Here is a 21,289-nt window from a genome sequence, read left to right as displayed (position 1 = left end):
AGCGTCCGCTGCCGCATGGCAAAACCCGTCGACTTCGCCAAACAATGGTTTGCCACCCGCGGCTGGCGCCCGTTCGCCTTTCAGAAAGACGTGTGGAAGGCCATCAAGGCGGGTCGGTCAGGCTTATTGCATGCGAGTACCGGCGCGGGTAAAACCTACGCGCTGTGGTTCGCGGCCCTCAATCGTTTCGCCGTAGCGCGCCCACCCGCTACCGGCAAGCGCAAAGCCCCGGCCGAACCCCTGACCGTGCTGTGGATCACCCCGATGCGTGCCTTGGCCGCCGACACCGCGCGCGCCCTCGAGGCGCCGTTGGCGGCCCTGCAGATCCCCTGGAGCGTCGGCCTGCGCACGGGCGACACCAGCAGCAGCGAACGTGCGCGCCAGACCCGCCGCCAGCCCACCACGCTGATCACCACGCCGGAAAGCCTGACGCTGATGCTCGCGCGCGCCGACAGCGAGGTCAGCCTGGGGCATCTGCGCATGGTGGTGGTGGATGAATGGCACGAACTGATCGGCAATAAACGCGGTGTGCAACTGCAATTGGCGTTGGCGCGGCTGCGGCGCTGGCATCCGGATTTGCTGGTGTGGGGGATTTCAGCGACCTTGGGTAATCAGGCCCACGCGCTGGAGGTGTTGGTGCCACAGGGTGGCGGGATAAACGTGCAGGGGCAGACAGCCAAACAGCTACAAGTGGACACACTGCTGCCGCCCACTGCCGAACGCTTTCCCTGGGCCGGGCATATCGGTTTGAAGATGCTGCCGCAAGTCGTGGCTGAAGTGGACTCGAGCAGCAGTTGCCTGGTATTCACCAACACCCGTGCGCAATCGGAAATCTGGTATCAGGCGTTGCTGGAGGCCAGGCCGGACTGGGCCGGCCTGATTGCGCTGCATCACGGTTCGCTGTCGCGGGAGACCCGAGACTGGGTGGAGCGTGCGTTGAAAGAAGGCCAACTCAAGGCGGTGGTGTGTACCTCCAGCCTGGACCTGGGCGTGGACTTTCTGCCGGTGGAACGAGTGCTGCAAATCGGCTCGGCCAAGGGTGTGGCGCGCCTGATGCAACGCGCCGGCCGCTCGGGGCATGCACCGGGGCGGCCGTCACGGGTGACATTGGTGCCGACCCACAGCCTGGAGCTGGTGGAAGCCGCCGCCGCACAGGATGCGATTGCCCAGCGGCGCATCGAAGCCCGCGAATCGCCCCACAAACCCTTGGATGTGCTGGTGCAGCATCTGGTCAGCATGGCCCTGGGCGGTGGGTTTACTCCCGACGCGTTGCTGGCGGAGGTACGCGGTGCCTGGGCCTACCGCGATCTTACCGACGCCGATTGGGCCTGGGCCCTGGCCTTTGTGCGCCATGGCGGGCTGTCGCTCACCGCCTATCCGGATTACCGCCGCGTCGAGCCTGACGAACAGGGCATCTGGCGCGTCCCCGATGCGCGCCTGGCACGCCGCCATCGCATGAGCGTGGGTACCATCGTCAGCGATGCGAGTATTCATCTGAAGTACTGGAGCAAAGGCGGTGGCGGCAAGAACCTCGGCAGTGTCGAGGAAGGCTTTATTGCACGGCTCAAGCCGGGAGATGGCTTTCTGTTCGCCGGGCGCCTGCTGGAGCTGGTGCGCGTGGAAAACATGACCGCCTATGTACGCCGCAGCACCGCGAAAAAAGCCGCCGTGCCGCGCTGGAATGGCGGGCGTATGCCGCTTTCCAACGAGTTGGCGCAGGCGGTGATCGAGCGCTTTGACGCGGCGGCCCAGGGTCGCTTCGAAGGGCCGGAGATGCGTGCGGTGCAGCCGCTGTTGCAGACACAATTGCGCTGGTCCGGCCTGCCGACCCGCAACCACTTGCTGGCGGAATTTCTCAAATCGCGCGAGGGCTGGCACCTGTTTCTCTACCCCTTCGCCGGGCGTCAGGTGCATCTGGGGCTCGCAAGTTTGCTGGCGTGGCGCGTCAGCCGGCGGCAACCCGTGACCTTTTCCATCGCGGTCAATGATTACGGGCTGGAGCTGCTGAGCGCCACCGAGGTGCACTGGCCGGATATCTTCAACGAGGCACTGCTCAGCCCGCAGGATCTGCTGACGGATGTGGCAGCCAGCCTGAATGCCGGTGAACTGGCGTTGCGCCGCTTTCGCGAAATCGCGCGCATTGCCGGGCTGGTGTTCGCCGGTTATCCCGGTGCGCCGAAAAGTACTCGCCAGGTCCAGGCTTCCAGCGGTTTGTTCTTCGAAGTGTTCAAGCAATATGACCCGCAGAACCTGTTGCTGGCCCAGGCCGGGGAAGAAGTGCTGCGCAACGAACTGGACATCCAGCGCCTGGAGGAGACATTGCTGCGCCTGTCGGCGCTGCAACTGGACCTGCATGTGATCCAACGGCCTACGCCGCTGGCTTTCCCGTTATTGGTGGAGCGGATGCGCGAAAGCCTGAGTTCGGAAAAACTCTCGGAGCGCATTGCGCGGATGGTCAAGGACCTGGAAAAAATCGCGGACAAAGGAAAAGGTTAATGGTCTGTTCGATCACGCTCGAAGATGAGCAGTTGTGGTTACTGGCGGACAAAGCGGTGTACTGGCCAGCGCGCCAGAGCCTGTTGATCGCCGACGCTCACTTTGGCAAGGCCTCGGCCTACCGCAACCTCGGGCAACCGGTCCCCCAGGGCACCACAAGCGAAAACCTGCAGCGCCTGGACCGGCTGCTGGCGGCGTTTCCCTGCACTCATCTGATTTTTCTCGGAGACTTCCTCCACGGCCCCGGCTCCCACGCCAGCGGCACCCTGGGCGCGCTCAGGGCCTGGCGGGCGCGGCATGCCGAGTTGCCGATCACATTGATTCGCGGCAATCACGATCAACGCGCCGGCGATCCGCCTGCCGATTTGCGCATAGACGTTGTGCCGGAGCCTCTGCTAATGGGGCCGTTCGCGCTGCAGCACGAACCGGACGCCCACCCCAGCCATCATGTGCTGGCCGGGCATGTCCATCCTGTCTATCGCCTGCGCGGCAGAGGTCGGCAGAGTCTGCGCCTGCCGTGCTTCCAGGTGGGCAAACGCATCAGCCTGCTGCCGGCGTTTGGCGCATTCACCGGTGGGTATGCAGTGGAACAGGACAGTGAACGCCGAATCTTTGTGATCGGCGATCAGGCGGTATGGCCGGTTCAGTGAACGCCGGTTGGGCGTCTATGGCTCAGGCCACGGGCGCGGGTGGTGGCTCATCCGGCAGGGTCGGTTCACCCGGTTCCGTCGGCTGCGGATAGTCCGGCTCAGGTTGACCGGGGATACCGCCCGCATAAGCGGGATCGGCCATCAAGGACCAGGCCAGAACACCAATCTGGTTGGGTTCAAGCCGGGCAAGTTCTGCGCTGATTCGCGGGTTGATCTTCATAGGGCACTCCTCAAGCGTGGCTCGACGCGTTTTACACGCGCCGAGGCAGTACACCTAGATAGAGTCACTTTCTGCAGACTAATTCCCTTGAAGCGTAGGAGCTTTCGATCAAGCGCGTGGGAGAGTAACGCCACGCTGACCTTGATACTTGCCCGCACGGTCCTTGTAGGACACTTCACACGCCTCGTCGGACTGCAGGAACAGCATCTGTGCCACACCTTCATTGGCGTAGATTTTCGCCGGCAAGGTGGTGGTGTTGGAGAACTCCAGGGTCACGTGACCTTCCCACTCGGGTTCCAGCGGGGTCACGTTGACGATGATGCCGCAACGGGCATAAGTGCTTTTACCCAGGCAGATGGTCAATACGTCCCGAGGAATACGAAAGAATTCCACGGTGCGGGCCAGGGCGAAGGAGTTTGGCGGGATGATGCACACGTCGCTCTTGACGTCGACGAAGCTTTTTTCGTCGAAGTTCTTCGGATCGACGATCGCCGAGTTGATATTGGTGAACACCTTGAATTCATCGGCGCAACGCACGTCGTAGCCATAGCTGGAGACCCCGTACGAAATCACGCGCTCGTCGCCTTCGCCACGAATCTGGCGCTCAACGAACGGTTCGATCATGCCGTGTTCCTGCGCCATGCGGCGAATCCACTTGTCCGATTTGATGCTCATGGCGGTGTCCTGAATAGCGAGGTGGAAAAATTCTGTGAGGCATCTTACCGGGGCCGACGGTGGGGTTCAAAGGGCGCACGGCTTTTAATCACGAATGCACCGGCGCCCATAACCCCCAGCCAGCGTGGCCGGGGGTCCTGGCGCGGTTGTGCGGGACAATAAATACCACCGCCAATCACGAAATTAGAGAAACCTGCGGAAATACCATTGGCACGTTCCGGAAAAAGGGTTAAGGTGGCGTCACTGTGTTGCTTGTGTCACTGAGAATCTCTACACGATATGTTGAATTTCGATCCAACCATCTCCAAGAATTTTTCCTGCTCTTTGCACTCAGTCTCGGCCAGGGCTTTTCCTGAGTCGCAGTTAACTTTGTTCAAGGAGTTACACCATGTCTAATCGCCAAACTGGTACCGTTAAGTGGTTCAACGATGAAAAAGGCTTCGGCTTCATCACTCCACAATCCGGTGACGACCTGTTCGTTCACTTCAAAGCTATCCAATCCGACGGCTTCAAAAGCCTGAAAGAAGGCCAACAGGTTTCTTTCATCGCTACCCGCGGTCAGAAAGGCATGCAAGCTGAAGAAGTTCAAGTTATCTAACTTGTACTGACTTAGTCAAAAAGACCCCGCCCTCAAAAGCGGGGTTTTTTTATGCCTGGGAGTTGACGCTGCTGCCAGGCAAATGCGCGACGCAAAAAAATGTGGGAGGGGGCTTGCCCCCGATGGCGGCGCTTCAGTCGATATAGGCATTGACTGACACACCGCTATCGGGAGCAAGCCCCCTCCCACATTCAAGCGTTCAAGCGTTCAAGCAGGGTGGTTATTGAAACAACGACTCGCTCGACAAGCCGTTCTTCTCAAGGATCTCGCGCAAGCGCTTGAGACCTTCCACCTGAATCTGCCGAACCCGCTCACGGGTCAGGCCGATCTCCAGGCCTACGTCCTCCAGCGTGCTGCTCTCATGGCCGCGCAGGCCGAAGCGGCGAATCACCACCTCACGCTGCTTGTCGGTGAGCTCCGACAGCCACTGGTCGATGCTCTGGGACAAATCATCGTCCTGCAACAGTTCACAAGGATCCGTCGGACGATCATCCGTCAGGGTGTCCAGCAAGGTTTTATCCGAATCCGGACCCAGCGAGACGTCAACCGAAGACACGCGCTCGTTCAGGCCGAGCATGCGCTTGACCTCCCCTACCGGTTTTTCCAGCAGGTTGGCGATTTCTTCGGGCGAAGGTTCATGATCGAGTTTCTGTGTCAGCTCCCGCGCTGCGCGCAGGTAGACGTTGAGCTCCTTGACCACATGGATCGGCAACCGGATCGTACGGGTCTGATTCATGATCGCACGTTCGATGGTCTGGCGAATCCACCAGGTGGCATAGGTCGAGAAGCGAAAGCCGCGCTCAGGGTCGAACTTCTCCACCGCCCGGATCAAGCCCAGGTTGCCCTCCTCGATCAAGTCCAGCAGCGACAATCCGCGATTGACGTAGCGTCGGGCGATTTTAACCACCAGGCGCAGATTGCTTTCAATCATGCGTTTACGCCCAGCCGGATCACCCTTCTGCGACAGACGCGCAAAATGGACTTCTTCTTCGGGGGTGAGCAGAGGGGAAAAGCCGATTTCATTGAGGTACAGCTGGGTCGCATCGAGCGCCCGGGTGTAGTCGATGTACTTGTGTTGCTTTAACGCGGAGGAGTTCTTGGATTTGGTGCGAACTGAGGGTGGTGAAGCCCCCTCATTATCTGACATCGTTTCCGTAGCGATGCCGGCCTCCATAAGGAGAACCTCATCGTCGATGTCAAACTCCGGCGCTTCTTTACTGAGAGCCATTGTTATAGTCCTTTGGTGAGTTCGACCTCAAGCTCAAGCGACGCCTTTATCCTTGGCAACGCTGGAGCCTGTTCCTTCTACGTGAGGGAACAGGCTGGCAACACATCAACGGCGGGGTAGGAATTGCAGTGGATCTACAGGCTTGCCCTGACGGCGAATCTCAAAGTGCAGTTTCACCCGGTCTGTACCCGTTGAACCCATTTCGGCAATCGTCTGTCCGACCTTGACCTGCTGCCCCTCCCGAACCAACAACCTGCGGTTATGACCGTAGGCACTGACGTAGGTATCGCTGTGTTTGATGATGACCAGCTCGCCGTAGCCCCGTAGACCACTCCCGGCGTACACCACTGTCCCATCAGACGCAGCCAAAACAGGCTGTCCCAAATCCCCGGCGATATCAATGCCTTTATTCAAACTGCCGTTTGAAGAGAATTTTCCAATCAACACGCCGTTTGAGGGCCATCCCCAACCGGTTGGCGCAGGCCCCGCAGGGGGCAATGGCGCGGGCGCCGGCTTGCTCGCAACCGAAGGCGCGGCGGTGCCTGCCGGACGGGTGAAGACGGTGGTTTTACTCGAAGAGGAAGACGAAGAACCGGACTTTGTCACAACTGCCGTAGACGTCGAACCGGTGCGACCGTCGAAACGAATCGTCTGTCCCGGATGTATCGTATAAGGCAGGGGAATATTGTTACGAGCTGCAAGCGCCTTGTAATCCCAACCGTAACGGAAGGCAATCGAGAACAGCGTGTCGCCCTTGCGTACAACATACTGGCCCGTGGTAACCATCGGCTTTTGCGGTGCCGCATTCGTGCGGTCAACCACCCGCGCACCACCGGAAGGCGTGCTCGAGCAGGCGGCCAGTAAGGAACTCAAGACAAGGCCAAGCACCAGTCGCTGAAAGCTTGTTTTACTCATTCGCTGCGCAGGACCTGTGAGACTCACCCGCCGCTCCCTTTGTGGTGGCTGAACGTTAACGCCTGTATCAGGCTTGAAATATGACGCAAGTATAACTGGGCATTGGCTTTTTACCGGCACACGGCTGAAACGAAAAACTCACCGCGTTCAATTCCCGCTCCACCACTGTTGAATCTATAGACCCCGCTGTAAGACACATCCGCGTCTATGGAATTCACTATCAGGGAATAAATGTCAGGCCAGCGGGCCGTTGAGCAACGGCACGAACCGCACGGCGCCAAGTACATGCCGGGAAAAGCCGTCATCCTCTCGAATGATGAGCATCAATTGTTGCACTTCGCCGGAGCCCACCGGGATGACCAGGCGGCCGCCAGGCGCCAACTGGTCCAGCAACGCCTGCGGCACATCGGTGGCCACTGCAGTCACAATGATGCCGTTGTAGGGTGCCAATGCGGGCCAGCCTTCCCAGCCATCTCCCCAACGGAACACCACATTACGCAGGTTCAGCTCTACCAGGCGCTCCTTGGCGCGGTCCTGCAGCACCTTGATGCGCTCAACCGAGAACACCCGCTCGACCAGTTGGGACAACACGGCGGTCTGGTAGCCGGAGCCGGTGCCGATTTCCAGCACCTTGTCCAGCGGCCCCGCGGCCAGCAACAGTTCGCTCATGCGCGCGACCATATAAGGCTGGGAGATGGTCTGGTTGTGGCCGATCGGCAGCGCGGTGTCTTCATAGGCGCGGTGCGCCAGGGCTTCGTCGACAAACAGGTGCCGAGGCGTGCGCCGTATCACTTCCAGCACCTGCGCATTGGACAGGCCTTCTTCGTACAGACGCTGGATCAAACGCTCGCGGGTGCGCTGGGAGGTCATCCCGATGCCACGACGCAGCAGGTCGTCTTGTTCACGAGCCATCAGCGCAGTCCCTCCAGCCAGCCATCCAGACCACTGAAGGCATCACTGAAGGTGCGATCGAATTGCAACGGGGTAATAGATACATAACCTTGCATCACCGCATGAAAGTCCGTGCCCTCGCCACCATCCTCGGCGTCACCGGCCGCTGCGATCCAATAGCCTTCCCTGCCACGCGGGTCGACCACCTTCAAGGGGGCCGCCGCACGGGCACGGTGCCCCAGCCGCGTCAGTTGGATTCCGCGAATATGGTCCAGAGGCAGGTTGGGAATATTGACGTTGAGCACGGTGCGCGGCGGCAGGTCCAGGGAACCGTGCGCCTCTACCAGTTTGCGCGCGTAGTACGCCGCCGTGGCCAAATTATCCAGTTGCCGGGAGGCGAACGAAAACGCGAACCCGACCCCACCCACAAAGCGCCCTTCGAGGGCTGCCGCCACGGTGCCGGAATACAGCACATCATCGCCCAGGTTCGCGCCCAGGTTGATGCCCGACACCACCAGGTCCGGCGCGTGCTCCAGCAGGCTGTTGATTGCCAGGTGCACGCAGTCGGTGGGCGTGCCGTTCACGCTGATAAAGCCATTGGCCAGGACCTTGGGGTGCAACGGACGGTCGAGCGTCAGCGAACTGCTGGCGCCGCTCTTGTCCTGGTCCGGGGCAACCACCACGCACTCGGCGTAATCCGCCAGCGCAGCATGAAGCGCGGCGAGACCGGGTGCGGTGGCACCGTCATCGTTTGATATCAGAATACGCATGGGTTGTCCGTCGGCCCCACCGGCACCAGATCAACAAGCTCGCGCACCAATACAGTGGCAAAGCATCCGGCCGGCAGGACGAATTCCAATTGCAGAATGTCAGGCCCGGGATAATGCCACGTCAACCCGCCAATGGGCAGTCGCAGAATGCGACGTTCTTGGCTCATGCCCGCATTCACCAGCCAATCACGCAGGTCAGCTTCTGCGGCGGCGACAGATTGTTCCAGTTCATATGTAGGACCTTTCGCCGGCGAGTCGCCCTCACCCCACTGCGGACCGGTGGGGTGCAGGTCCAGGATCGCCAGGCGCGGGTCGCTGCATTCAGCCTCCCCGGCCGGGAAAAAGCTGCGGCTGTCGGTGAAAGCGAGCAGGTCGCCGACCTGGGCGCGTTGCCAGGAGCCGTCAGCGACGCGTGCCGCCAACACGTTGTTGAACAGAAAGCTACGGGCAGTGGACAGCAGCCGCGAACGCACATTGCGCTGTTCCGGCAAGGCCTTGCGCGCAGCCCAGTCACGGGCATCGACGACATTGCCGCCGTTATGGCCAAAACGCTGGGCACCGAAATAGTTGGGGATGCCGTGCCGGGCAATCAATTGCAGGCGCGCATCGATGGCAGCGGTGTCACCGGCCAACTGGGTCAGGCGCAAGGTAAAGCCGTTGGCGGCATGGGCGCCGCGCTGCAGCTTGCGTTTGTGCCGGGCGGTTTTCAGGATCCTGAGGGTGTCGTTCTCGGCGGCACGCATGTCCGGGTCGGCCTTGCCGGGCAATTGCACGCTGAACCACTGACGGGTCAATGCCTGGCGATCCTTGAGCCCGGCATAGCTGACGGTGCGCAACGGCACGCCAGCCGCCTTGGCGATACGCCGCGCCGCTTCCTCGGTATTCAGGCCGCGCTTCTCCACCCACAGCCACAGGTGTTCGCCCTCGCCGGTCAGCGGGATGTCAAGCACCTCGTCTACCTGGAAATCTTCGGCAGTGGCCTTCAGCACCGCGCTGCCCAAGGCCTCGCCATAGGCACGTGGGCCGAGCAATTCAAATTCGTTCATGCGCGCAGCAACAAGGCGACGGAGTGCACGGCGATGCCCTCTTCACGACCGGTGAACCCGAGCTTTTCGGTGGTGGTGGCTTTCACGTTGACTTGGTCCAGTTCTATTTGCAGGTCTGCGGCAATCAGGGCACGCATGGCGTCGATATGCGCAGCCATTTTTGGCGCCTGGGCCACGATGGTGTTATCGACGTTTGCCACTTTCCAGCCCCTGGCATGGATCAAACCCACGACATGGCGCAGCAGGACACGACTGTCCGCGCCCTTGAAGGTTGGATCGGTGTCCGGAAAATGCTTGCCGATATCACCCAACGCGGCTGCGCCGAGCAACGCATCGCTCAAGGCATGCAGGACAACGTCGCCGTCGGAATGAGCCAGCAGCCCATGATGGTGCGCGATACGCACGCCGCCCAGAGTGATGAAATCGCCTTCAGCGAAACGGTGCACATCGTAGCCGTGGCCAATACGCATAAAAAAACGCCCCGATTTAATTCAGGGCGTGATTCTACCTACTTTTGCCTCACATTAACCGAGCAAAGCACGACCATGATGGCGCAAATGGTCGTCAATGAAGCTGGCGATAAAGAAGTAGCTGTGGTCATAGCCAGGTTGCAGGCGCAGTTCCAGCGGATGGCCGGCGGCCCTGGCCGCTTGCTGCAGGGCCTCGGGCTTGAGCTGCACGGCGAGGAAATCGTCGCGATCGCCCTGATCCACCAACAGCGGCAACTGTTCCGAAGCTTCGCTGATCAACACGCAGGCATCCCATTCACGCCACTTCGAGCGCTCCTCTCCCAGGTAACGGGAGAAGGCTTTCTGGCCCCAGGGGCAATCCATCGGATTGTTGATCGGCGAAAACGCCGACACCGATTGGTAGCGTCCCGGGTTGCGCAGCGCGCACACCAGCGCACCATGCCCGCCCATCGAGTGACCGCTGATGCCGCGTTTATCCGAGGCCGGGAAATGCGCTTGCACCAAGGCCGGCAACTCCTGCACCACGTAGTCGTGCATCCGATAGTGCTTGGCCCAGGGTTCCTGGGTGGCGTTCAGATAGAAACCGGCACCGAGGCCAAAATCCCAGGCGTTGTCCGGATCGTCCGGCACACCGGGACCTCGGGGGCTGGTATCCGGCGCCACGATGATCAAGCCCAGCTCGGCGGCCAGGCGCTGGGCGCCGGCCTTCTGCATGAAATTTTCGTCGGTGCAGGTGAGGCCGGACAGCCAATACAGCACCGGCAGTTTGCCGCCCTGCTCCGCTTGCGGCGGCAGGTAGACCGCGAAGGTCATGTCGCAATCGAGCACATCGGAGTGGTGCTTATAGCGTTTGTGCCAGCCGCCGAAGCTTTTCTGGCAGGAAATATTTTCCAGGGGCATGGGAATTCTCCCAGCTGCAAGTTGCAAGCTTCAAGCGGCAAGAAGGCGTACAGCCACTTGCAGCTTTTAGCTTGTCACTTACCGCTGCTTCAGAAATGGATGACGGTACGAATGCTCTTGCCTTCATGCATCAGATCAAACGCCTTGTTGATGTCTTCCAGGCCCATGGTGTGGGTGATGAAGGTATCCAGCGGGATCTCGCCGGTCTGGGCCATGTCCACGTAGCTTGGCAATTCGCTGCGTCCGCGCACGCCGCCGAATGCGGACCCGCGCCAGACGCGACCGGTCACCAGTTGGAAAGGACGGGTGGAAATTTCCTGGCCGGCGCCGGCCACACCGATGATCACCGACTCACCCCAACCTTTGTGGCAGCATTCCAGGGCCGCACGCATCAGTTGAACATTGCCGATGCATTCGAAGGAAAAGTCCACACCGCCATCGGTCAAATCGACAATCACGTCCTGGATCGGACGATCATAGTCTTTCGGGTTGATGCAGTCGGTAGCGCCCAGTTGCTTGGCGATTTCGAATTTGGCCGGGTTGATGTCGATGGCAATAATGCGGCCCGCCTTGGCTTTCACCGCGCCAATCACCGCCGACAGACCGATACCGCCCAAGCCGAAGATGGCCACGGTGTCGCCCGGCTTGACCTTGGCGGTGTTGAGCACCGCACCGATACCGGTGGTGACGCCACAACCGAGCAGGCAGACTTTTTCCAGCGGCGCTTGCTTGGAAATCTTGGCCACGGAGATCTCCGGCAGCACGGTGTACTCGGAAAACGTCGAGGTACCCATGTAGTGGAAAATCGGCTCGCCTTTGTAGGAGAAACGCGTGGTGCCGTCAGGCATCAAGCCTTTGCCCTGGGTCGAACGAATGGCCTGGCACAGGTTGGTCTTGCCTGACAGACAGAATTTGCACTTGCCGCATTCCGGGGTGTACAGCGGGATCACATGATCGCCAACGGCAACCGAGGTCACGCCTTCACCAATGGCCTCGACCACTGCACCGCCTTCATGACCAAGAATCGACGGGAAGATGCCTTCCGGGTCCGCACCCGACAGCGTGTAGGCGTCGGTGTGACACACACCGGACGCGACCACGCGCAACAGCACTTCACCGGCCTTGGGCATGGCGACATCGACTTCCACAATCTCAAGGGGTTTCTTGGCTTCGAAGGCTACGGCGGCGCGGGACTTGATCATCCGGGTTTCTCCATGGAGTTGAAAATTGATGGAATGAGTGTAAACCATGGCTTATTGATTAATAATCCAGGCAAAAGCAAAACATTATTGCCGCATAGGGACAATCATCGTGTTGGAGAATCGCTGGGAAGGCATCGATGAATTCGTCGCCGTGGCCGAATGCAGCCAGTTCACGGCGGCGGCCGAGCGCCTGGGGGTATCGTCGTCCCATATCAGCCGCCAGGTGGCACGCCTGGAAGAACGCCTGCAAACGCGCCTGCTGTATCGCAGTACGCGCAAGGTCACACTGACCGAAGCGGGCCAGACCTTCCTGCAACACTGCCAACGCTTGCAGGATGGTCGCGAAGAAGCCTTGCGCGCAGTGGGCGACCTCACCAGTGAACCCAAGGGCATGTTGCGCATGACCTGCGCCGTGGCCTATGGCGAGCGATTTATCGTGCCCCTCGTCACAAGGTTCATGGCGCTCTATCCGCAGTTGCGGGTCGATATCGAGCTGAGCAACCGCCAGTTGGACCTGGTGCACGAAGGGCTCGACCTGGCGATTCGCCTCGGGCGCCTGCAAGACTCACGCATGGTCGCCAGTCGCCTCGCCCCTCGGCGCATGTACCTGTGCGCGTCGCCTTCCTACCTCGAACGCTATGGCCGGCCACATAGCTTGTCGGAATTGAGTCGGCACAACTGCCTGATCGGCAGTTCGGATATCTGGCAACTGGCCCAGGACGGGCGGGAGTTTTCCCAGCGCGTGCAGGGAAATTGGCGCTGCAACAGTGGGCAAGCGGTGCTGGACGCGGCGCTGCAAGGCGTAGGGATATGCCAGTTGCCGGACTATTATGTGCTGGAGCATTTGCACAGTGGCGCGCTGGTATCGTTGCTGGAAGCTCATCAGCCGCCGAATACGGCGGTGTGGGCGCTGTACCCACAGCAGCGGCATTTATCGCCCAAGGTCAGGAAGCTGGTGGACTTTCTCAAAGAGGGCCTGGGTGACAATCCGGTCTACCGACCATAAACAGCTACCGCTCACCCAACGCCTGATTGCCGGTAAATAGTCATTTTTACTGCACATTCAGGCAAGCCATGACAGCCAACGCCCCCCAACTGCAACGCATCAATCATTTTGTCCGCAAGGTGCTGGCCGACTTCCCGGTACCCGCAGAAATCGCCGCCCAATTACTGCGCGAGCGTTTGCAAGCCTTCAGCCAGGAACAACTGGACCCGGACAACACCTACCTGACCACCATCGATTACAACACCGACAAACCCAACTCAGGCTATACCGGGGTGGTCGTCCAATCCATGAGCCTGACCGAGGCCATGATCAACAACGCACCACATGCCCCTGGTGGCATTCTCAACACCACCGGTTTTTCCGCCATCGCGCCGTACTTCAACATTGTCAGTGAACTGCCGCGCCTGATGGATAACCGCATCCCGGAAATGTTCAACGAAGAGTTCATCACCTCTGGCTGGATCCCGCCCAGACGGTATGAGGCGCTGTATCGACAGAGTGAGCCGCAAGTCTACAACCCGAGCACCCAACTGGACATCGCCCCCTCCACGCTCAGAAACATCATTGACACCAGCCAGTTCGAACAAGCCTACGACACAGCAATCACACAGTTCTGGAGCAAACACCGGGATAACTACAACACCCTGATCCGCATCGCGTTCACCCGGGCTTACCTGGAACAGTTCGAGGAGTTCACCCTTACCGCGGCAGAACGGCTACTGGCGGCGCGAGCGGCAGGCTTGGGCGCCAACAAGGACTATAGCAATCTGACCCTTGAAGACCTGCAGGCGCCCTACCTACTCGATAAAAACCTGTCGCTGCGCCTGCTGCGCATTCATCAGGCCGAAGCCACCGACATCCTGACGATCACTGACAATCAGAGCCAGATCACCCTGCTGTATATTTCGGGAAACTCTTCGCCCTTCCATGGCTTCAACTCCCCGGCGGATATGCGCAAGGCACTGGTGAGCGTGGCAAAAGATCCGACCCAGCGCAAAGCTCTGGTCAACCACTTTGAACCGGACGCCATCGACTCCGGCCTGATCTACAGCGGCGTCGAGGAAGCGCTGATCGGCATGGCGCTGTACCCGAAACCGGCCAACCCTGCCGGTTTTTTCAATAGCCTGTTGCACAACGGCTATTGGGACCCCGAGCAGTACATAAATAACCCGATGTACCCGGCACTGAACAGCAACCCCTTTGAATTCATGGCGAGGCAGATCAGAGCGCGCATTGCAAAAATGGCGGCAAAAACAATTGTCTCGCCCTTGGACACCTTCAAAGCCGACACCCTCGATGCCATGGAAAAAGCCTGCCTGCTGGCGATCCCCGTAGCGCTGACGATGGGGACCGCATTGCTGGCAGAGTTCTGTTTCGTAATCTCGGGTATGACCGACATGGTCATTGGTGCCGACGACCTGTTCAAAGGCAAACCACACGCCATGGAACGCATCGTATTTGGCGTGCTCAATGCGATTCCGGCGGTAATCCACGGCATTCCCACAGGTGCCGACAACCTTGAAAGCCTGCGCCCGACCTTAGGCAAGGCTGCACGTGATAACGAGGGCCAGATCAGTGTCACGGTTATAAACGACGCCACTGCGTCGCCCCCCACCAAGACTCGCCCCCTGGCCACCGCCCCTTCCCCCAGTGGCTTGCAGACCATCAAGATTCAGGGCGAGGTGTTCCTGACTTACAAGACACCGAATGCCTGGGGCTCTTTTGAACTCTTTGTGACAGACCCCAAAGCCCCCCAGAGAATCCAGGCCACCGGCCTCTACGCCATTCAAAGTGCAGACCTCAACTGGCGGCGAGCGGGGTTGGCCGGCGGCGGAGCCTTTCGCAATGCCTGGCAACGGATTTACAACACATTCGGCGGCGAGCAGCACCCGAGTTTCTTCAGCCTTTACCAGATACCGCCGCCCCAGCGCGACACCCTCTCGAGCATGCTCACCGACATCAGCTCGTTTTCGGAGGACCTCGAACCTGTTGGCGAGGGCGCAGAGTCGATCAAGGAAACCCGGCAAGTATTCTTCGAGAAGCGCGACAAATTGCAGAAGGATTCGGCCACGTTCTTTAATGACCTGGCACTGTCGCCCATGCAGCCAGTGCTGCCCAGGCTCAGCCTGAACGCCCCTCAACAGACCATTATCGAGACATTGCTGCACGCCAGTGACGGCCTGGTTATCGGTGAAAGCCACGGGGCAGAATCGAGCAAGGCCTTTCTGATCGACAACATGCCACTGCTCGCCAGCCTCGGCGTGAAACGCATCTACTTCGAACATTTGCTGACGGATGTGCACGTTCCGTTGCTGAAGGCGTTTTACCGCTCCAAGACCGTACCAATGGCCGATGAGCTGAAAAACTACCTCAACGGGATCTACCCGCCCCTGCACAATAACTATTACTCATTCGCCAATATCGTCATCAAAGCGCGTGACGCGGGGATCAAGATCCAGCCGATAGACTGCACCGTGAGCTACATTCTTCGCGACTTGCCAGACCGGGGCGGCACCTTGCGTCAGCGGATGATGAACTTCTATGCCACCGAAATAATCCAGTGGATCCAGACGACCAAGCGTCGCCCGGGAAAATGGGTGGCACTGGTGGGCGACAGCCATACCAACACTTACAAGGACGTGCCCGGGCTAGCCGAACTCACCGGCAGCATCGGCTTGCGGATCGAAGATGCCGGGGCCGGCCAAAGCCTGGGGATCCAAGCCGATTCCGGACGCACCGCCAGTCTGGGGATCGCCAGGGGCGAAGGCACGGTCAAGGCCAACCTGCTCTTGCGCGTTAACACCGCCGACTTGCAGCACTCGGTGCAAACACTTCCTGGCCCCGGCATCTAATCAGGTTGGGTGCCCGCAAACACGGCCAACCAAACCTGGACAGTTCATGCTCACCCAGGACACGACCCGCACGGTATCGCACATTCACTATCGCTCGCGACGCGCGGGGAGCTGCGTAATTTCAGGATTCATCAACAGGGGGGCCACTACCTGATCAACGTGACCGGCGGGCAGTCGACGAGACACCCTTGGAGAGCATTCAAGCATTGGTGAACGCGCTGAACACCCAGGCCGGGCAGGAGCAGGTCAGTGGCTGATGCTCAGGGCGCTTGATAAGTGCGGCGCTGGCGCAGCCATTCGAGGTCTTCGGGGCGGGTGACCTTGATGTTGTCCGCACGCCCTTCTACCAGCCGCGGCGCCTGGCCGGACCACTCCATGGCCGAGGCTTCGTCGGTGATCAAGGCATCGGCGACCAGGCTGTCGGCCAAGGCGCGGTGCAAGGCGCCCAGGCGGAACATCTGCGGCGTATACGCCTGCCAGATCAGGCTGCGGTCGACGGTTTCCACCACGCGGCCGTGTTTGTCGACGCGCTTGAGCGTGTCGCGAGCCGGCACCGCCAGCAGGCCACCCACTGGATCATCGGCCAATTCAGCCAGGAGTTTATCGAGATCATCACGGCTCAGGTTAGGCCGCGCCGCGTCGTGCACCAACACCCAGTCGTCATCACTGGCGCCCAGGGCGTTGAGATGCAGCAGCGCGTTGAGCACCGAGCCCGAGCGTTCCGAGCCGCCGTCCGCACGCTGGATACGCGGGTCAGTGGCGCACGCCAGGCTGGGCCAATAAGGATCGTCGACAGCAAGACTGACCACCAGGCCCTTGAGCGATGGGTGGTCGAGAAAACAGCCGATGCTGTGTTCGAGAATAGTGCACCCGCCCAGTTGCAGGTATTGCTTGGGACGGTCCGCGGCCATACGGGCACCGACGCCCGCGGCAGGAATCACGGCCCAGAAGGCCGGTAGATCAGCGTTCATTGGGCCAACTGGTAGAGGGTCTCGCCCTCCTTGACCATGCCCAACTCATGGCGAGCCCGCTCTTCGACGGTCTCCGTACCTTTTTTCAGCTCCAGCACTTCAGCATCGAGGACGCGGTTGCGCTCCAGCAGACGTTCGTTTTCGGCGTGCTGGTCGGCAATTTGCTGGGTCAGCTCTTCCACCTGCGCAAAGCTGCCATTACCGACCCATAGGCGGTACTGCAGGCCAGCCAGCAACAAGAGCAAGACGAGGAACAACCAATTGGGACTGCGCATCGAAATCCGGGTATCCAGTGAAAAAAGACAGTCATGCAAACCTTTTGCAGCAACTGATAGCACGAAGCCTGGAAAAACCAGGCTTGTGCTTGTCAGTCAGCAGATTAGCGCCGAAATGCCCACTGTCGTGAGATTTCCGACGCAATCCGCCGACTTTTTACCATTTACTGCTTAGCCGCGAAACTCGCCGCGACCGTTGTACTTGGCTTTACCCGCCAATTGCTCTTCGATGCGCAGCAATTGGTTGTACTTGGAAACGCGGTCGGAACGGCACAGCGAACCGGTCTTGATCTGGCCCGCCGAAGTGCCCACGGCCAGGTCGGCAATGGTGGAATCTTCGGTTTCGCCGGAGCGGTGGGAGATCACGGCAGTGTAGCCCGCAGCCTTGGCCATCTGGATGGCTTCCAGGGTTTCGGTCAAGGTGCCGATCTGGTTGAACTTGATCAGGATCGAGTTGGCGATCTTCTTGTCGATGCCCTCTTTCAGGATCTTGGTGTTGGTCACGAACAGGTCGTCGCCCACCAACTGGATTTTCTCGCCGATCTTGTCGGTGAGGATTTTCCAGCCGTCCCAGTCGGACTCGTCCAGGCCGTCTTCGATCGAGATGATCGGGTAGCGCTCGGTCAGGCCTTTGAGGTAGTCGGCGAAACCTTCGGAGTTGAACACCTGGCCTTCGCCGGACAGGTTGTATTTGCCGTCCTCAAAGAATTCGCTGGCAGCGCAGTCCAGGGCCAGGGTCACGTCGGTGCCCAGCTTGTAGCCGGCGTTGGCCACGGCTTCGGAGATCACTTTCAGTGCATCTTCGTTGGAGGCCAGGTTCGGCGCGAAACCACCTTCGTCACCCACGGCAGTGCTCAGGCCACGGGCCTTCAGTACAGCCTTGAGGTGATGGAAGATCTCGGTGCCCATGCGCAGGCCTTCGGAGAATGTCTTGGCGCCCACCGGCTGCACCATGAATTCCTGGATGTCGACGTTGTTATCAGCGTGCTCGCCACCGTTGATGATGTTCATCATCGGCACCGGCATCGAGTACACGCCCGGGGTGCCGTTCAGGTTGGCGATGTGCGCGTACAACGGCAGGTCCTGGTCCTGGGCAGCAGCCTTGGCGGCGGCCAGGGATACAGCCAGGATCGCATTGGCGCCGAGGCTGCCTTTGTTTTCGGTGCCGTCGAGCTTGATCATCGCGTGGTCCAGGGCTTTCTGGTCCAGCGGGTCCTTGCCCAGTAGCAGGTCGCGGATCGGGCCGTTGATGTTGGCTAACGCCTTGAGTACACCCTTGCCCAGGTAACGGCTCTTGTCGCCATCACGCAGTTCCAGCGCTTCACGGGAACCTGTGGAAGCACCGGACGGCGCGCAGGCGCTGCCGATGATGCCGTTATCGAGAAGCACGTCGGCTTCGACGGTTGGGTTGCCACGGGAGTCGAGAACTTCACGACCTTTGATGTCGACGATTTTTGCCATTGTTGTAAACACTCCAAAGTTGACGAAAACGACGCAGCTGAAGGAAATCTTTTGACCGACCGCAAGGGTGGAACAACAGGGCAGGCTTGCAGACGACAAGGCTCAGGCCAGGGGCCTGAGCATAAAGCGTGGGAAATTCTACCGGAGAAACGCCGCTTACGCGGTTTCTACCGTCGGAAAACTCTTGACCAGCTCGTCCAACTGCTTGAGCTGGGCCAGGAACGGCTCCAGCTTGTCCAGGCGCAAGGCACAGGGGCCGTCGCACTTGGCGTTGTCCGGGTCCGGGTGGGCTTCCAGGAACAGGCCGGCCAGGGACTGGCTCATGCCCGCCTTGGCCAGGTCGGTGACCTGGGCACGACGTCCACCGGCGGAATCCGAGCGACCACCGGGCATTTGCAGCGCGTGGGTCACGTCGAAGAACACCGGGTATTCGAACTGTTTCATGATGCCGAAACCGAGCATGTCCACCACGAGGTTGTTGTAGCCGAAGCTCGAACCACGCTCGCAGAGGATCAACTGGTCGTTACCTGCCTCCACGCATTTGCTCAGGATATGCTTCATTTCCTGAGGTGCGAGGAACTGGGCTTTCTTGATATTGATCACAGCGCCGGTCCTGGCCATCGCGACAACCAGGTCGGTCTGGCGCGACAGAAAGGCCGGCAGCTGGATGATGTCGCACACCTCGGCAACCACGGCAGCCTGCTCAGGCTCGTGGACGTCGGTGATGATCGGCACGCCGAAGGCTTGCTTGATGTCCTGGAAGATCCGCATGCCTTCTTCAAGGCCCGGGCCGCGATAGGAGGTCACGGACGAACGGTTGGCCTTGTCGAAGCTGGCCTTGAACACGTAAGGGATACCCAGTTTCTGGGTAACCCGCACGTACTCTTCACAGACCTGCATCGCCATGTCGCGGCTTTCCAGTACGTTCATGCCGCCGAACAGCACCATGGGCTTGTCGTTGGCAATTTCGATGTCGCCTAAGCGAATGATCTTCTGGGCCATCAGGGTTATGCCTTCTTCTGATGTTGCGTCAGTGCAGCTTTGACGAAACCGCTGAACAACGGATGACCGTCGCGCGGCGTCGAGGTGAACTCAGGGTGGAACTGGCAGGCCACGAACCACGGGTGATCCGGCGCCTCGACCACTTCAACCAACGCGCCATCACCGGAGCGACCGGAGATTTTCAGGCCGGCGTTCATGATTTTCGGCAGCAAATTGTTGTTCACTTCGTAGCGATGACGGTGACGCTCGACGATCACGTCCTTGCCGTAGCAATCGTGAACCAGGGAACCCGGTTCCAGCAGGCAGTCCTGTGCGCCAAGGCGCATGGTGCCGCCCAGGTCGGAGCTTTCGGTACGGGTTTCGACGGCGCCGGTGGCGTCTTCCCATTCGGTGATCAGGCCCACGACCGGATGGCCGCTGGTGTGATCGAACTCGGTGGAGTTGGCGTCTTTCCAGCCCATCACGTTACGGGCGAATTCGATAACGGCCACTTGCATGCCCAGGCAGATACCCAGGTAAGGCACCTTGTTCTCGCGAGCGTATTGCACGGCAGTGATCTTGCCTTCCACGCCGCGCAGGCCGAAACCGCCGGGAACCAGGATCGCATCCACGCCTTCAAGCAGCGCGGTGCCCTGATTCTCGATGTCTTCGGAATCAATGTAGCGCAGGTTGACCTTGGTACGGTTGCTGATGCCGGCATGACTCATCGCTTCGATCAGCGACTTGTACGCATCCAGCAGTTCCATGTACTTGCCGACCATGGCGATGGTGACTTCGTGCTCAGGGTTGAGCTTGGCGTCGACCACGGCCTCCCACTCGGACAGGTCCGCGCCGTTGCATTGCAGGCCGAAACGCTCGACCACAAAATCGTCCAGGCCTTGCGAATGCAGGATGCCCGGGATCTTGTAGATGGTGTCGGCGTCTTCCAGGGCAATCACCGCACGTTCTTCAACGTTGGTGAACTGCGCGATCTTGCGACGCGAGGAAATATCGATCGGGTGATCGGAGCGGCACACCAGCACATCCGGCTGCAGGCCGATGGAACGCAGTTCCTTGACCGAGTGCTGGGTAGGCTTGGTTTTGGTTTCGCCGGCGGTCGCGATGTAGGGCACCAATGTCAGGTGCATCAGCATTGCGCGCTTGGCACCGACTTCGAAACGCAACTGGCGGATGGCTTCGAGGAACGGTTGGGATTCGATGTCACCCACGGTGCCACCGATCTCGACCATCGCCACGTCGGCATCGCCCGCGCCCTTGATGATGCGGCGTTTGATTTCGTCGGTGATGTGCGGGATCACCTGGATGGTTGCACCCAGGTAGTCACCACGGCGCTCCTTGCGCAGCACGTGCTCGTAGACACGGCCGGTGGTGAAGTTGTTGTTCTGGGTCATGGTCGTGCGGATGAACCGCTCGTAGTGGCCCAGGTCCAGGTCGGTCTCGGCGCCGTCATGCGTGACGAACACTTCACCGTGCTGGAACGGGCTCATGGTGCCCGGGTCGACGTTGATGTACGGGTCCAGCTTGAGCATGGTGACTTTAAGCCCCCGCGCCTCCAGGATGGCCGCCAATGAAGCGGAGGCAATGCCTTTCCCCAATGAAGAAACAACACCGCCCGTGACGAATATGTAGCGCGTCATGAAAAACCCTAGAAGTCTGCGTTA

The 21,289-nt window shown here is 60.0% G+C and carries 20 protein-coding genes; 5 read left to right on the top strand and 15 right to left on the bottom strand.

The features are described 5' to 3' along the window. Positions 1-15 precede the first annotated feature (15 nt). Positions 16-2,496 (top strand): ligase-associated DNA damage response DEXH box helicase, encoded by a 2,481-nt coding sequence (locus BFQ04_RS17990; RefSeq protein ID WP_065951957.1) that lies wholly within the window; start codon positions 16-18, stop codon positions 2,494-2,496. Next, on the top strand, positions 2,496-3,146 hold the full coding sequence (pdeM, locus tag BFQ04_RS17985) for a ligase-associated DNA damage response endonuclease PdeM (RefSeq protein ID WP_065951956.1): 651 nt from the start codon (positions 2,496-2,498) through the stop codon (positions 3,144-3,146). Before BFQ04_RS17990 ends, pdeM begins: the two co-directional genes overlap by 1 nt. Positions 3,147-3,168: 22 nt before the next feature. On the opposite strand, the gene BFQ04_RS17980 is transcribed toward pdeM, so the two are convergent. Both BFQ04_RS17980 and dcd read right to left on the bottom strand, forming a co-directional pair. Beyond that, positions 3,169-3,366 carry a hypothetical protein gene (locus BFQ04_RS17980; RefSeq protein ID WP_065886112.1) on the bottom strand — a complete coding sequence of 66 codons (198 nt, stop codon included), beginning with the start codon at positions 3,364-3,366 and terminating at the stop codon, positions 3,169-3,171. 108 nt (positions 3,367-3,474) lie between these two features. Further along, the gene (gene dcd, locus BFQ04_RS17975) at positions 3,475-4,041 is read right to left on the bottom strand and encodes a dCTP deaminase (protein WP_003189215.1); all 567 of its coding nucleotides are present in this window, start codon (positions 4,039-4,041) and stop codon (positions 3,475-3,477) included. A gap of 388 nt (positions 4,042-4,429) precedes the next feature. Here dcd and BFQ04_RS17970 point away from each other — a divergent pair, with 388 nt between their 5' ends. Then, the gene (locus BFQ04_RS17970) at positions 4,430-4,639 is read left to right on the top strand and encodes a cold-shock protein (protein ID WP_002554837.1); all 210 of its coding nucleotides are present in this window, start codon (positions 4,430-4,432) and stop codon (positions 4,637-4,639) included. A gap of 220 nt (positions 4,640-4,859) precedes the next feature. Here BFQ04_RS17970 and rpoS read toward each other — a convergent pair whose 3' ends face one another. The 8 genes from rpoS to BFQ04_RS17930 all read right to left on the bottom strand — a co-directional run bounded on the left by rpoS (position 4,860) and on the right by BFQ04_RS17930 (position 12,061). After that, the gene (gene rpoS / locus BFQ04_RS17965; RefSeq protein ID WP_065951955.1) at positions 4,860-5,867 is read right to left on the bottom strand and encodes an RNA polymerase sigma factor RpoS; all 1,008 of its coding nucleotides are present in this window, start codon (positions 5,865-5,867) and stop codon (positions 4,860-4,862) included. A gap of 105 nt (positions 5,868-5,972) precedes the next feature. Continuing rightward, positions 5,973-6,809 carry a peptidoglycan DD-metalloendopeptidase family protein gene (locus tag BFQ04_RS17960; protein WP_065951954.1) on the bottom strand — a complete coding sequence of 279 codons (837 nt, stop codon included), beginning with the start codon at positions 6,807-6,809 and terminating at the stop codon, positions 5,973-5,975. Between the two features lie 207 nt (positions 6,810-7,016). Next, on the bottom strand, positions 7,017-7,652 hold the full coding sequence (locus tag BFQ04_RS17955; protein ID WP_170827533.1) for a protein-L-isoaspartate(D-aspartate) O-methyltransferase: 636 nt from the start codon (positions 7,650-7,652) through the stop codon (positions 7,017-7,019). Positions 7,653-7,693: 41 nt separating this feature from the next. Then, positions 7,694-8,443, bottom strand: a complete 750-nt coding sequence (gene surE, locus BFQ04_RS17950) for a 5'/3'-nucleotidase SurE (protein ID WP_065951953.1) — start codon at positions 8,441-8,443, stop codon at positions 7,694-7,696. After that, positions 8,431-9,489 (bottom strand): tRNA pseudouridine(13) synthase TruD, encoded by a 1,059-nt coding sequence (truD, locus tag BFQ04_RS17945; RefSeq protein WP_065951952.1) that lies wholly within the window; start codon positions 9,487-9,489, stop codon positions 8,431-8,433. The genes surE and truD overlap by 13 nt, the downstream gene beginning before the upstream one ends. Next, on the bottom strand, positions 9,486-9,959 hold the full coding sequence (gene ispF / locus BFQ04_RS17940) for a 2-C-methyl-D-erythritol 2,4-cyclodiphosphate synthase (RefSeq protein ID WP_065951951.1): 474 nt from the start codon (positions 9,957-9,959) through the stop codon (positions 9,486-9,488). Before ispF ends, truD begins: the two co-directional genes overlap by 4 nt. A gap of 54 nt (positions 9,960-10,013) precedes the next feature. Next, complete coding sequence (fghA, locus tag BFQ04_RS17935; RefSeq protein ID WP_065951950.1) at positions 10,014-10,859, bottom strand: S-formylglutathione hydrolase; 846 nt, start codon at positions 10,857-10,859, stop codon at positions 10,014-10,016. Positions 10,860-10,948: 89 nt separating this feature from the next. Beyond that, entirely contained in the window at positions 10,949-12,061 is a 1,113-nt protein-coding gene (locus tag BFQ04_RS17930) for an S-(hydroxymethyl)glutathione dehydrogenase/class III alcohol dehydrogenase (protein WP_065951949.1), read from the bottom strand. Between the two features lie 109 nt (positions 12,062-12,170). On the opposite strand from BFQ04_RS17930, the gene BFQ04_RS17925 reads away from it, so the two are divergent. Further along, positions 12,171-13,067, top strand: a complete 897-nt coding sequence (locus tag BFQ04_RS17925) for a LysR substrate-binding domain-containing protein (protein WP_065951948.1) — start codon at positions 12,171-12,173, stop codon at positions 13,065-13,067. Positions 13,068-13,135: 68 nt separating this feature from the next. Continuing rightward, positions 13,136-15,919: a membrane-targeted effector domain-containing toxin gene (locus BFQ04_RS17920; protein WP_256544588.1), complete on the top strand. Its 2,784-nt coding sequence runs from the start codon at positions 13,136-13,138 to the stop codon at positions 15,917-15,919. Positions 15,920-16,179: 260 nt separating this feature from the next. Here BFQ04_RS17920 and ispD read toward each other — a convergent pair whose 3' ends face one another. The 5 genes from ispD to BFQ04_RS17895 form a co-directional block, all read right to left on the bottom strand. Further along, positions 16,180-16,890 (bottom strand): 2-C-methyl-D-erythritol 4-phosphate cytidylyltransferase, encoded by a 711-nt coding sequence (gene ispD / locus BFQ04_RS17915; protein ID WP_065951947.1) that lies wholly within the window; start codon positions 16,888-16,890, stop codon positions 16,180-16,182. After that, positions 16,887-17,165: a cell division protein FtsB gene (gene ftsB, locus BFQ04_RS17910; RefSeq protein WP_057723188.1), complete on the bottom strand. Its 279-nt coding sequence runs from the start codon at positions 17,163-17,165 to the stop codon at positions 16,887-16,889. Before ftsB ends, ispD begins: the two co-directional genes overlap by 4 nt. Before the next feature lie 171 nt (positions 17,166-17,336). Beyond that, on the bottom strand, positions 17,337-18,626 hold the full coding sequence (gene eno / locus BFQ04_RS17905) for a phosphopyruvate hydratase (protein WP_065951946.1): 1,290 nt from the start codon (positions 18,624-18,626) through the stop codon (positions 17,337-17,339). Between the two features lie 156 nt (positions 18,627-18,782). Further along, positions 18,783-19,628 carry a 3-deoxy-8-phosphooctulonate synthase gene (gene kdsA / locus BFQ04_RS17900; RefSeq protein ID WP_065951945.1) on the bottom strand — a complete coding sequence of 282 codons (846 nt, stop codon included), beginning with the start codon at positions 19,626-19,628 and terminating at the stop codon, positions 18,783-18,785. A 5-nt stretch (positions 19,629-19,633) separates the two neighbouring features. Beyond that, positions 19,634-21,265 (bottom strand): CTP synthase, encoded by a 1,632-nt coding sequence (locus BFQ04_RS17895; RefSeq protein ID WP_065951944.1) that lies wholly within the window; start codon positions 21,263-21,265, stop codon positions 19,634-19,636. Between the last annotated feature and the right edge of the window lie 24 nt (positions 21,266-21,289).

This window comes from Pseudomonas sp. 37 R 15 (assembly GCF_900004865.1).
Lineage (GTDB): Bacteria > Pseudomonadota > Gammaproteobacteria > Pseudomonadales > Pseudomonadaceae > Aquipseudomonas > Aquipseudomonas fluorescens_AM.
Note: the sequence above shows the minus strand (reverse complement) of the source record. Positions and strands in the feature narration are given on the sequence as shown.